This window comes from Haloarcula sp. H-GB5 (genome assembly GCF_054850705.1).
The window spans coordinates 509,126-521,356 of the sequence record NZ_JBTWBG010000001.1; the positions used below are offsets into that span (position 1 = coordinate 509,126).

Sequence of the window (12,231 nt, forward strand, 5' to 3'; positions counted from 1 at the left end):
CGGGCCGCATGACCGAAGTAAAATACCCCGGGGCCATATCGATGCCCATGCTTCGAGGCGAGTTTCCGGACGCGGGCGAGCAGTCCTCCAAGGAGTTACTGGCGGCCTACAGCACCGTGCTGGCCGAAACGGTCGAGACAGTCGGCGTCGAGAAAATCGTCGCCGAGACCGGTCTCGATCAAGCGACAGTAACAGCGTTCGCCGACGGCGATATCGCCGACCGGACGCTCGATGAGGCGGTCGCCGTACTGGCGACCGGACCGAACCGGCCGGACGCTGACGCGTTGCAAGCCGAGGCTCAGGATATCCTCCTGATGGGGATGACGACAGCTGTGATGGACGTAGAATCGCTGGCCTCTGGCATCGACGACGAACTGGAGCCGAAGGAAATCCAGCAGAAGATCGAAGGCCGCTACCCGGTGACGCTGGCCGAGTACGCCCTCCTGCACAGCTACATCGAGGGGGAAAAGCGGTGACGGAGCGCGTCGCCATTCTGGGCTGTGGCTACGTCGGCCTCGAACTCGGGCGGCAGTTGCAGGACGACTACGAGGTCGTTGGCGTTCGCCGGTCCGACGACGGTATCGCGGCTATCGAGGACGCCGGCTTCGAGGCGGTCCGGGCCGACGTAACCGACGCCGAGTCGCTGTCTGCGGTGCCGGACACCGACTGGCTCGTCTTCGCCGCAAGCTCTGGCGGGCGGGGAGCCGAGGCCGCCCGCGAGGTGTACGTCGAGGGACTCCGGACGGCTATCGACCACTTCTGGTCACGGACCGACCCCCCTGAACGGCTGGTCTACACCTCCAGTACCGGCGTCTACGGCGACCACGACGGTGCGTGGGTCGACGAGGAGACGCCGCTGGACCCTCAGACAGAGAAGACAGAGGTGCTAGCCGAAGCGGAGCGGGTCGCTCGCGAGCGTCCCGTGGAACACGGCGGCCACGGTGCAGTTGCTCGCTTTGCCGGCCTGTATGGCCCGGACCGTTACCGACTGGAGCGGTATCTTGAGGGCCCAGTGACGGCCGGCTACCTGAACATGGTCCACCGGGCCGACGCGGCCGGGGCCGTGCGCCACCTGTTGACTGCAGACCACCGTGACGAAGTCGTGCTGGTCGTCGACGATGAACCCGTCGAGAAGTGGGCCTTTGCCGACTGGCTGGCCGAACAGTGTGAGGTCCCGTTCCCGCCGAAACAGACGACCGAGGAACGACTCGCCGACGATAGCCTCTCAGAGACCGCAAAGCGCCGTATACAGACGAGCAAGCGATGCTCGAACGACCGGCTCCGGGAACTCGGGTATACATTCGAGTACCCGACGTTCCGGGAGGGGTACCGCGACGCCGTCCGAGAATACCGGCAAAATTAGCTGTATAAGGGGCGAACTTTATTACTGATAGGCTGGCGAACTGCGTGGTATGACACGCGTTGCCGGCGGCGGACTCCAGATCGACGCCGCCGCGGCGTTCGCTAGCGGGAATCCCCTGCTGATCGCTGGTGTCGCTGTGGCCCTCCTCGTCCTTCTCGGTGCTGGCGTCTGGCTGCGTCGGTATCTCAGCCGAACGCCCGGCGAGCGACTGCGTCGGACGCTGACCGGCTACGACCGGATCGCGGTGTTGATGCACCCGAACCCGGACCCGGACGCGATGGCCTCTGCCCTGGCCGTCAACCAACTCGTCGCCGGCACCGATACGTCGGCGTCGCTGCTGTACCCCGGAGAGATACGCCGCCCGGAAAACCGGGCCTTCCAAACAGTGCTGGATCTGGATTTCGACCATATCGAAACTGTCGAAGACATCGACGGCGAGGCGGTCGTCCTCGTCGACCACAACACGGCACGCGGCTTCCCCGGTGCCGAGGAGGTCGAGCCAGTCGCCGTCATCGACCACCATCCCGGCAACGGCAGCGGGGATGAGTTCACCGACATCCGGTCCGACTACGGGGCCTGTGCGACCATCTTCGCGAGCTACTTCAATCAGTTAGAATTCGAGTTCAGCGACACACAGGGGAACGGGGGTATCGATATCGACGCTGCACCGGCAGAAACCGTCCCCTGTGCGCTGGCAACAGGGCTGATATACGGTATCCAGTCGGACACCCGGTCGCTGACCAACGGGTGTAAGTCAGAGGACTTCGCGGCTGCCGCGTACCTCTACGATGGGATGGACAGCGACCTGCTCAACCGCATCGCGAACCCGCAGGTCGACGCGGAAGTGCTCGACGTGAAATCCCGGGCTATCGGGAAACGAGAGGTACGAGCGCCCTACGCGTTCAGCGATGTGGGCGAGGTGTCGAACACGGACGCGATTCCACAGGCAGCAGACGAACTTGAGACGTTAGAGGGTGTCTCCGCGGTCGTCGTCGTGGGCGAGAAGGAGGGCACCATGCGTATCGCCGGGCGCTCGCGGGACGACCGCGTCCACATCGGGCGGGCGATAGAGGCCGTCGTCGACGACATCCCGATGGCAGAGGGTGGCGGCCACGCGCGAATGGGCGGTGGCAAGGTCCCGGTCGAGCACATGGCCGGCCTCGGCCCCAGCGACGGCGTCTCCCGGGAGGACTTCCGCGAACGGGTGTTCGACGCGATGAGCGGCGAGCTGTAGCGAGCGACTGGAGCGCCCTCACTGATTCCAGTGAATCTCTGTCCTTTTGTCACTGCCCGACCAACGGCCGGTATGGCCACACGGGAGGCGACCTGGGCGTACCGGGACGACCACGACGAGTTCGCGCGCACGTTCTACCGGCGGTTCGGCGACGGCGTCGTCTCCAGTATCGGCATCGGCACGTATCTGGGCGACCCGACCGACGAGCGGGATGCGAGCTATCACGACGCTATCGTCACGGCGCTCGAATCCGGCATCAACGTCGTCGACACGGCGATAAACTACCGCCATCAGCGCTCCGAGCGCGTCGTCGGCGATGCCGTCGCGGACGCGGAGGTAGACCGGGAGGCAATCGCTGTTGCGACGAAAGGCGGGTTCATCCCATTTGACGGGGAACGCCCAGCAGATCCTGGCGCGTTCGTCCAGTCAGAGTACCTCGACACCGGCATCGTCGACCGCGACGACCTCGTTGCGGGCCAGCACTGCATCGCACCCGACTACATTGACGACCAGGTCGACCGGTCACTGACGAACCTCGGGCTGGACACCATCGATCTCTACTACGTCCACAACCCGGAGACGCAACTGAAATCGAAGTCCCGTGAGGCAGTGTACGACCAGCTAGAGGCGACCTTCGAGCAACTGGAGGAGCGAGCAGCGGCTGGCGACATCAAACACTACGGCGTCGCGACGTGGGAGGCGTTTCGCGTGCCTGCCGACCACGACAGTTACCTCTCGCTACCGGAAGTCGTCGAGCGCGCCCGTGCCGCGGCAGAGACGGCCGGCAACGCGGCGACGCACCTCCGCGCGATTCAGTTGCCGTTCAACGTCGCGATGGCCGACGCGTTCACTGTCGAGTCCCACGACGGCGCAGAGGGACCCCAGTCGGCGCTGTGGTTCGCTCACGAGGCCGGGCTAGACGTGTTCACCAGCGCCTCCATTATGCAGGGCAAGCTGGCCGCGGAAGTCCCGGACGACGTGGCGGCGAAGCTCTCGGGTGAGACGAGCGCACAGCGCGCCATCAACTTCGCGCGCAGCGCGCCGGGCGTGACCTGCTCGCTGGTCGGGACGGGCTCGGTCGAGCACGCCCGCGAAAACGTCGATGCGGGCCGATACGAACCGCTCGGTGCCGATGCGTTCGACGCCGTCTTCGAGTAGCTAGCTGAGTTCCTTCCACTTGCCGTCGCACTCGGGGCAGACGCGCACTTTCCCGACCTCGTCCGGGTCGTTCTCCGTCGCGAGCGGCTCGTCACAACTGGTACAGGAGAGCCGTCCGTAGTTGTCCTTCTCGACATCGCCGGCCCGGAGGGCCTTCCTCACTGAGTCCATACCTGCCAGTGTGCTACCCGCGTGTAAAAACCCCGTGGCGGCGTTCCGGAACGTTGTTCAGGTGTTCCGATCTATCGCCGGTCGTGTCTCGTCGCCGTATCTTCGGCTCGCTGCTGGGGATGGTGTTTTGCATCAACCTCGCGAGAGTCGTCTTCGCACCACTTATCGAGCCGATTCGGACGACGACGGGCGCTTCCAATGCGACACTCGGACTGCTTGCAACGATGGTCTGGGCCGGGAGCGCCCTCCCTCGGCTCCCCACCGGCGTCCTGCTGACCCGGATATCGCGGGCGAAGGTCATCTTCGGCTCCGGTGTCGTGTTGACTCTCGGGACGACGTTCACCGCCCTCGCGTTCGACCCGACGCTGTTGCTCGTCGGCGCATTTAGCATGGGGCTTGCAAGCGGTGTCTACCTGACCGCGGCGAACACGCTGGTCAGCGAACTGTTTCCGGAGCGGCCCGGCCGCGCGCTCGGGCAACACGGCGTCGCCGCCCAGCTCGCCGCTGTCGGCGCGCCGGCGCTGATATCGTTCGTCCTTGTCGTCGGCACGTGGCGAACCGCGCTACAGGGGATCGCCGTCGCCGCAGGAGTGGTAACCGTCGCGTTCACGCTCATTGCGAGGCGCGCCCAGCTTCCAGACGCCGGGAGCAAAGACCGCGACCTCCTCGGGGCGGCGCGTGCCCAGTGGCACATCATCGTCACCAGCGTCGCTACTATCGGCGTCGCGGGACTGGTCTGGAACGGGCTGTTCAATTTCTACGTCACCTACGCCACGAGCGTCGGCCTCACGCCCGGACGGGGACGAACGCTTCTGTTGCTCGCGTTCGGAGCCGGGGTGCCGGCCTTCTACGTCAGCGGCCGTCTGGCCGATCGGCTCCCGTCGATTCCGTACCTTCTGACGATGCTTGCGGCCTTTACTGGCTGTGTGCTGGTGTTGCCGTCGCTAACCGGGTTCTGGTCGCTGGCTGCGTTCAGCGTCGTCGTCGGCTACGTCATCCACAGTATCTTCCCGGCGGTGGACGCGTACCTGCTCGGCTCGCTCCCGGACCGCCACCGCGCGAGCGCCTACGCCACCTACGGCGCGGGCATGATGGTGATGCAGGCTCCCGGAAGCGCAATCGTCGGACGGCTGCTCGACGCCGGCGTCACGTTTCCGACGCTGCTTCGCGGCATGGGAATCGCGTTACTTGTCGTCCTCGTCGCGATGGTATCGCTGCATCTCAATGGCCGACTGCCGAGCGCAGCCCGAGCCTAAAGGCTGAAGCCGCTCGGTGCCGCGTCACCTGTATGGACCTGCAACCGGACGAGCTGGCTGGCGTCGTCGACCTCTTCGGCTCGCTCACCAGAGCGGAACTCGTCGACGCTTGCGGCGAACTCGCCTTCAAGCAGGGCATCGACACCGACCCGGACGCGGTAAGCGCGGCTATCGACGACGCTATCGACTCGTATCACCTCGTCGCCGTCGACGACCACGCCGCCGACACCGACGAGACGCTGCTGGTCGTCGGCCCGGTCGCGTTCCCGGCCCTGCCCGACGGCGCGGTCGACCTCCCGCACATCATGGACGTGCCGGCCCGCGACCTCGCGCGTGACGCCGTCATTGAGGCCGTCAAGGCCCGCTTCCGAGAGGATGCGGTGATGGCCGTCAAGAACGGCGACGAGGACCGCGTCGAGACACTGCTCGACGTGAGCTACGACATCGAAGCCTGGGAGAACGTCGAGATGGACGGTCTCCGGGACCGTCTCGACGACGTGTGATCGACTGGTGACAACGTCAGAACGCGACCAGCGTTCGTTTTTATCAGACGGGATTCGATTCGAGCTTTCAATGGGGGAGGGGCGGCATTCCGTATTCTGCACCATTAAACCGGCTAGTTCGTAGGAGTGAGCCGCCCGAATTAAGACGGTCGGTTACCTACAGTATGCTATGCAGTTTGACCGGGTCGCGGCCCACGAGCCAGTCGTCGTGGACGATGAGCCACAGGAGGCCGCCGTCATCGCCCCGGTCGTCACGCGACCTGCGGGCGAGGCAATACTGTTCACGAAACGTGCCGACCACCTGTCGGACCACCCCGGGCAGATGTCGTTCCCCGGCGGTGGCCGGGAACCCGAAGACGATGACCTGCTGCGGACGGCGCTCCGGGAAGCCAACGAGGAGATCGGGCTCGACCCACTGGCGGTCAATGTCGTCGGTCGCTTGGACGATATCCGGACCATCACTCGCTACTCCGTGCGCCCGTTCGTTGGGCGGATTCCGGACCGTGACTATCTGCCCTCGGACGAAGAAGTCGCCGAGATAGTCACCCTGCCGGTGTCGGAGCTAACGGATCTGGACAACTACGAGTCCGAACACCGGGACCACCCCCACTACGGCGAGATACGGCTCCATTTCTTCTACGTCGACGGCTACACCGTCTGGGGCGCGACGGCACGAATGCTCGTCCAGTTGCTCGAACTCGCGACCGACTGGCGGATGCCGCCCGAACCTGACCGGTATATGGAGCCGGACGACGACTTGCCGCCGAGCGTGCGCGACGAAGCCGAGTGAAACAAGGCCGGTTGTGGCGGGACCGAGAGCGACAGGATTTTGCGACCCGATGTCGTTCATAGCGTACTGGATGACCACGCTTACCGGTGCGACACTGGCGGCCGCCGGCATCGACGCGGTAGCGCTCAAACCGACGGAGATAGACGTGTCGCGAGCGGCAGCCCTCGACGTTGAGACACTCGCAATCGATTACGAGGGAGCGGCCCACGTTCCGGAGCCGGACACCATCGAACAGCTGGCGTCGACCACTGACGTGCGTGTTACCGCGCCAGTTCGGGCCGACGGTTTCGACCCGCTGGGCGACGACAGCGGGTTCGACGCGCTGCCGGCAGGTGCGGGACACGTACTGGTCGCCGGCCACAGCGCGTATCTCTCAGCGGACGAGGCCGAACGAGCCGTCGCACCGCGGTTACGGGCGGCCGTCGACGATACCAGCGACCCCTGGGTCGGTACCGAGGGCATCGAACGCCTCGCGCTGGCGGTCGGCGGGACGCAGTACGAACTCCTCTCGCGGACGACCGTCCGCGACGTTCGGACACTCCGGACCGCCGGCTTCGACGGTTCGATTGCCGTTTACGCCCCGCTGGTACTCTCGGACAGTGAAGACGCGATGCTCGACGCCGTCGGCGACTACGCGGCCCGGCGCGGCCCAGTTCGGGACGCACTACCCGAGGGTGCGCCGACGGACAGCCGAGCGACGGACCGGGCCAGAGACGTGCTCAAACAGGCGATCCGCGACTACGCGCTCGTCGGCTCCGTCGAAACAGTTGCCGAGCGAACCGACCGACTCCACGACATCGGTGTCGACACGGTTGTCGGCTACCCGGCGCGTGGACTCGACCCGTTCCTCTCGTAAATGACGGTTGCCGTCATCGGCGGCGGGGCCGTCGGCCTGTCGACCGCGTTGGCGTTGGCTCGCAGCAACGCGTCTGTGACGGTCTTCGAACGCGACACCCTCGGGAGCGGCGCGAGCGGCCGGGCGGCCGGCCTCTGTTACGACGCGTTCGCTGACGACGTGGACGCCGCCGTCGCCGCGGATGCGCTCGCTCGCTACCGTGATATGGACCTGTTCGAGCCCCAGCCCTACGTCTGGGTCGCGCGCGACGAGAGCGACGCCACGGCCGTCCGCGAGCAGATCACGCAGATGCAGGGAAACGGCGTCGGGGTCGAGACGCTCACGTCGGCGGAACTCGGTGACCGCTACCCCACACTCGATACCAGCGGCATCGAGGTGGCTGGCCTCGCCCGCGACGCCGGCGTACTCGACCCGGACAAGGTGGTGGCGACACTGGCAGAGCAGGCCCGCGAAGCGGGTGCAACCATCGAAACGGGTACCCCGGTCTCGCTCGATTCGCCGGCAACCGTCGAAACAGCGGACGAGACTCGGCCGTTCGACGCGGTGGTCGTCGCGGCCGGCCCGCAAACGAAGCCGCTCGTCGCCGATGTCGGCGTCTCGCTCGCACTGAAAGCCTACCGAGCGCAGGCGCTCGTAACTGACCCGGTCGACGCCACGCTGCCGTCGTTCTACGACGCGACGCGGGAGTTCTACTGGCGGCCGAAGGGCAACGCACTACTTGTCGGTGACGGCGCACACGAGGTCGACCCGACGGACTGGAACCCCGACGCGGACGCCGAGTTCGTCACTCGGAGCCTCGACCGCGTCGAGCAAACGTCGGCGCTGACGCCGGCCTGTGACAGAGCCTGGGCCGGCCTGTGTACGGCGACGCCCGACGGTGCGCCGCTGGCCGGGCAGGTCGCCGACGGGCTCTGGGTAGCGACTGGCTGGCAGGGCCACGGGCTCATGCGCGCGCCGGCGATGGGCAATTATGTCGCCGCAGACGTACTCAGTCGCCCGAACCCACTCTCGGAAAACCTGCCCGACCGCATCGACCCGACACGGTTCGATGGCTCCGAAGAATTCGCCGCGCTGGACGACCCGACGCGTGATTGGGACGAGTGAATACGCTGTAAGAAAAGGTATACAGGGCAGTCAGGCGTTGTCGTCTTCGCCCTCGTCGCCTGATTCGGTCACGTCTTCAACGTCGGCCGTTTCGCCCTCCCCAGCCGCTTCGGTCTCCTCGTCGGGCTCGCTGTCGTCGGTTTCAACGCCGACATCCGTCGCTTCGTCCTCGTCGTGGCCCGTCTCGGCTTTCGGGATGCGAACGTGGAGCGTCCCGTTGCTCTTGAGCGTGGCCTGGGCCGTCTCTGGGTCGACAGCGGCGTCGCTCGGCAGGGTGACGCTCCCATCGAGCGCGAGCCCGCGCCCGGGATAGCGCATCTCGAAGCCCTCGTAGAAGTCACGGAAGCGGTCGATACGGACCTCAACACGGTCGTCGACGTACCGGACCTGGATGTCCGACGCCGTCGTGCCGGGGGCGTCGAAGACGACGAGGTAGGAGTCGTCCGACTCCAGCAGGTCCGAGGCCAGCGGCTTGTTCTCCTGCACCCGGCCGGCGGCCCGGCCGATGTTCTCGAATATCGCGTCGCTGATCGAGGAGCCGATGTCCCGCATCATAGTTCCACTTCGTCGAGGCAGTCCGTCCCGCCACAGTACGGGCAGGAGAACGCCGCGAGTTCGACATCGTCCGGCATATCGTACGTGTAGTGCATCTCGAACATGTCGAGTTCGCAGCTGTCGTCCGTGCAGACGACCTCCATGGTGGCTGGCATACTATTTCGTTGGTCCGTCGGGGACAAACCCCTTACGGACGGGGAAGGGGGCATCCCGTTCCTGCCAGTCCCAACATTGATACCGTCACCGGCGTACTCGGGTGTATGAGTGAACGCGTCCTCGGGGTGGATTTCAGCGGCGCAGCGACCGCTGGCGACGCGCTCTGGGTCACCGAGGCGATACCGACGGACGACGGGCTGGAGATTCAACAGTGCTACCGCGGGACGGACGAGTGGGGGCGTGACCGTGAAGCGGCCCACGCCGGCCTCGTCGACCGCATTACCGACGACGATGTGGGCACGGTCGGGATGGATTTCCCGTTCAGTCTGCCACAGGCGCTCCTTGACGCGCAGTGTGGCGGGACCTGGGCCGGTTTCGTCGACTGGCTTGCGAGCGGGAGCGGCCCGACCGACCCGGGGTCGCTCTCCGAGGCGTGCCGGCACACCGCCGAGATGACGACTGGCAGCCGTGACCTGCGCCGGGAGACGGACTTCCGACGCGGCGCGCTGTGTCCCTACACGAACCGGACGCGCAGTATGACTTTCTACGGCGTCCGGGACGTACTCGGGAAACTGCGAGACGACGACGCAACAGCCGTCGTACCGATGCAAGGCTGGAACGCCGACACGCTCGTCGCCGAAGTGTACCCCGCCGCAACCTTTGGCTGGCTTGGCTGTTACCGCGAGGGGTACAAGAACGTCGACGACCCCCGACAGCGCCGGGAGGCAAACGTCACGGCGGTCGAAGCCTGTAGCGTCACCGTTGGTGAACATCGCGACACCTACCTCGGGAACCACGACGCGCTGGACTCGCTGGCCGCCGTCATCTCCGCGAGCCGGCTGGCCGACGGCGCAAGACCGCTCACCTCGGGTCCCGAAAGTGAAGGCTGTATCTACGTTTGACGACGCAGTGAGGGGACCGTCTTCGGGCCGAAGCCCGGCATATATCAGTTTCCGGCCCAACTACCGTCTATGCCTGACGACCAGGGCGGCTTCGAGGGTGTCCGCGAGAACGTCGATGGCCACCCGATGGTCAACCTCGTCGGCTACGCGACGCCGTACTGGCTCCGGCTATTCGTCGGTATTCTGGCGGCGTTCTGTACCCGGTTCGCCCGCCTCGTGCCGCCGATAATCGTCGCCGCAGCCATCGACCGCGTCGTCCTTAGCAGCGGCAAACCGGGGCTGCTGACAGACGCCGGTCTGCTGCCCCCCGGCCAAATCACGGGCGAGGCTGCCCGTATCGCGTTCCTCCAGCGGCTGGTCGCCATTGCGGCCATCGCCTACCTGCTCCGCTCGGCGACGCGCTTTGCCTCCAGATATCTTCTCCAGTCGAGCGCACAGAAAATCCAGCGGGACCTCCGGAACGACACCTACGACCACCTGCAACACCTCTCGCTGTCCTTCTTTGCGAACCACCAGACCGGCGGGATGATGTCGATACTCAACAGCGACATCAACAGGCTGGAGTCGTTCCTCAACACAGAGTTCCGCCAGATGATTCGAGTGGTCGCGACTGTCGGTGGCATCGCGGTCATCCTCTATCGGTACTCTCCAAAACTGGCGCTCATCGCGCTCGGACCCGTCCCACTCATCGGCATCGCCAGTGGCTTCTTCCTCACCTGGATCGAGCCGAAATATCGCTCCATCCGCCAGACAGTATCGCGGCTCAACACCCGGCTAGAGAACAACCTCAGTGGCGCGCCAGTCATCAAGGCGTTCGACCGCTACGACTTCGAGCGCAAACGGGTGACCGACCAGAGCCAAGAGTATCACGACCAGAAAGTGGCTGCCCTGCGCATCCGGCGGGCCTTTTTTGCCGGTCTACGGCTGCTTACTGGGATCGCGTTCGTTCTGATTCTGTATGTCGCCGGGATGGACTTCATCACGAATCCTGAGAGCGAAGCGGCACTGTCTACCGGAGCGTTTGCCCTGTTTTTCCTGTATATCCGCCGGCTGTACTCGCCAATGCGCCGAATCGGGCGGTCCGCAAACAAGTACCAGCTCGCCAAATCCAGCGCCGAGCGCGTGTTCGGCCTGCTGGGTCAGGAGCCCGAAGTCACCGACCCCGAGGACCCATACGAACCTGCTGGCATCGACGGGTCGGTCGAATTCGACGACGTGACCTTCGGCTACGGCGACGAACCGGCAGTCGTTCGCGACGTGTCGCTGGATGTACCTGACGGGGCGACAATCGGCCTTGCCGGGGCGACTGGAGCCGGTAAATCAACGCTGCTGAAACTGGTGCCGCGGTTCCATGACGTGGATAGCGGTGCGGTGAGAGTGGACGGCGTTGACGTGCGTGAATACGGCCTCCAGAGCCTCAGAAACGAGATCGCAATCGTCGAACAGCAGCCGTACCTGTTCTCGGGGACGGTCGCCGAGAACATCGCCTACGGCGACCGCGACGTCCTCGACGCCGAGCAGTCAGACGACGAGGCGCGGAGGAGTGGCTGGGAAGTCGCGCGCGACCGCGTCCGCGACGCGGCGGAAGCCGCACAGGCCGACGAGTTTATCGAGGAGCTGCCGGATGGGTACGACACGCAGATCGGCGAGCGTGGCATCAAGCTCTCCGGCGGCCAGCGCCAGCGCGTCGCCATTGCCCGTGCCCTGCTGAACGATCCTGAAATCATCATCTTCGATGAGGCGACCAGCGACGTGGACACGGAGACGGAAGACCGCATCCAAGAGAGCATCGAACAACTGGTTGCGGACCGTACCGCCTTCGTCATCGCGCACCGCCTCTCCACGATTCAGGACGCGGACCGCATCGTCGTGATGGACGACGGCGAAATCGTCGAACGCGGCAGCCACACCGACCTACTCGCGGCCGACGGCGACTACGCTGATCTCTGGCACGCACAGGCCGACGACCGGGCGGTCAGCGCTGACGACTGAGACTGCTGCTGTCCGAGCGTTTTCGGCGGAAGATTAGTAGCGGTGATGCGACCGACTGCACTGTCACGAAATATTTGATTGCCTCATTCGAGCCTGTCAATAGGAGCCAGCGTGGCCGACAGTCAGATGCGCGTTAGCCGCGGTTTGGGTCTGCTGTGTCGATGTTTGGTAACGCTAGCCTTGAACGTGAC

The 12,231-nt window shown here is 65.3% G+C and carries 14 protein-coding genes; 11 read left to right on the forward strand and 3 right to left on the reverse strand.

Going from position 1 to position 12,231, the window contains the following annotated elements:
- Positions 1-47: 47 nt before the first annotated feature.
- The 4 genes from ACYJ11_RS02740 to ACYJ11_RS02755 all read left to right on the forward strand — a co-directional run bounded on the left by ACYJ11_RS02740 (position 48) and on the right by ACYJ11_RS02755 (position 3,755).
- A complete protein-coding gene (locus ACYJ11_RS02740; protein WP_461647363.1) occupies positions 48-476 on the forward strand; it encodes a DUF5791 family protein in 429 nt (142 codons plus the stop codon).
- Positions 473-1,363, forward strand: a complete 891-nt coding sequence (locus ACYJ11_RS02745; RefSeq protein WP_461646629.1) for an SDR family oxidoreductase — start codon at positions 473-475, stop codon at positions 1,361-1,363. Before ACYJ11_RS02740 ends, ACYJ11_RS02745 begins: the two co-directional genes overlap by 4 nt.
- Before the next feature lie 49 nt (positions 1,364-1,412).
- A complete protein-coding gene (locus tag ACYJ11_RS02750; protein WP_461646630.1) occupies positions 1,413-2,597 on the forward strand; it encodes a DHH family phosphoesterase in 1,185 nt (394 codons plus the stop codon).
- Between the two features lie 72 nt (positions 2,598-2,669).
- Positions 2,670-3,755: an aldo/keto reductase gene (locus ACYJ11_RS02755; RefSeq protein ID WP_461646631.1), complete on the forward strand. Its 1,086-nt coding sequence runs from the start codon at positions 2,670-2,672 to the stop codon at positions 3,753-3,755.
- Here the strand turns inward: ACYJ11_RS02755 and ACYJ11_RS02760 are convergent, their stop codons facing one another.
- Positions 3,756-3,926, reverse strand: coding sequence for an HVO_0758 family zinc finger protein (locus ACYJ11_RS02760; RefSeq protein WP_004517187.1), 171 nt, complete (start codon positions 3,924-3,926; stop codon positions 3,756-3,758).
- Positions 3,927-4,045: 119 nt separating this feature from the next.
- Between ACYJ11_RS02760 and ACYJ11_RS02765 the strand changes: the two genes are divergently transcribed.
- From ACYJ11_RS02765 to ACYJ11_RS02785, 5 genes are all read left to right on the forward strand, one after another.
- Positions 4,046-5,182 carry an MFS transporter gene (locus ACYJ11_RS02765; protein WP_461647364.1) on the forward strand — a complete coding sequence of 379 codons (1,137 nt, stop codon included), beginning with the start codon at positions 4,046-4,048 and terminating at the stop codon, positions 5,180-5,182.
- 32 nt (positions 5,183-5,214) lie between these two features.
- The gene (locus ACYJ11_RS02770; protein WP_461646632.1) at positions 5,215-5,685 is read left to right on the forward strand and encodes a DUF7109 family protein; all 471 of its coding nucleotides are present in this window, start codon (positions 5,215-5,217) and stop codon (positions 5,683-5,685) included.
- A 169-nt stretch (positions 5,686-5,854) separates the two neighbouring features.
- The gene (locus tag ACYJ11_RS02775; RefSeq protein WP_058994508.1) at positions 5,855-6,475 is read left to right on the forward strand and encodes an NUDIX hydrolase; all 621 of its coding nucleotides are present in this window, start codon (positions 5,855-5,857) and stop codon (positions 6,473-6,475) included.
- A gap of 70 nt (positions 6,476-6,545) precedes the next feature.
- Positions 6,546-7,331 (forward strand): DUF7388 family protein, encoded by a 786-nt coding sequence (locus ACYJ11_RS02780; RefSeq protein ID WP_461646633.1) that lies wholly within the window; start codon positions 6,546-6,548, stop codon positions 7,329-7,331.
- Complete coding sequence (locus tag ACYJ11_RS02785) at positions 7,332-8,435, forward strand: NAD(P)/FAD-dependent oxidoreductase (RefSeq protein WP_461646634.1); 1,104 nt, start codon at positions 7,332-7,334, stop codon at positions 8,433-8,435. It abuts the gene before it with no gap.
- A 30-nt stretch (positions 8,436-8,465) separates the two neighbouring features.
- Here the strand turns inward: ACYJ11_RS02785 and ACYJ11_RS02790 are convergent, their stop codons facing one another.
- Positions 8,466-8,990, reverse strand: a complete 525-nt coding sequence (locus ACYJ11_RS02790; RefSeq protein ID WP_461646635.1) for an Hsp20/alpha crystallin family protein — start codon at positions 8,988-8,990, stop codon at positions 8,466-8,468.
- Positions 8,987-9,145, reverse strand: coding sequence for a DUF7559 family protein (locus ACYJ11_RS02795; protein WP_004517194.1), 159 nt, complete (start codon positions 9,143-9,145; stop codon positions 8,987-8,989). The genes ACYJ11_RS02790 and ACYJ11_RS02795 overlap by 4 nt, the downstream gene beginning before the upstream one ends.
- A 105-nt stretch (positions 9,146-9,250) precedes the next feature.
- Between ACYJ11_RS02795 and ACYJ11_RS02800 the strand changes: the two genes are divergently transcribed.
- Entirely contained in the window at positions 9,251-10,048 is a 798-nt protein-coding gene (locus ACYJ11_RS02800) for a DUF429 domain-containing protein (RefSeq protein ID WP_461646636.1), read from the forward strand.
- Positions 10,049-10,117: 69 nt separating this feature from the next.
- The gene (locus ACYJ11_RS02805) at positions 10,118-12,040 is read left to right on the forward strand and encodes an ABC transporter ATP-binding protein (RefSeq protein ID WP_461646637.1); all 1,923 of its coding nucleotides are present in this window, start codon (positions 10,118-10,120) and stop codon (positions 12,038-12,040) included.
- Positions 12,041-12,231: the final 191 nt, after the last annotated feature.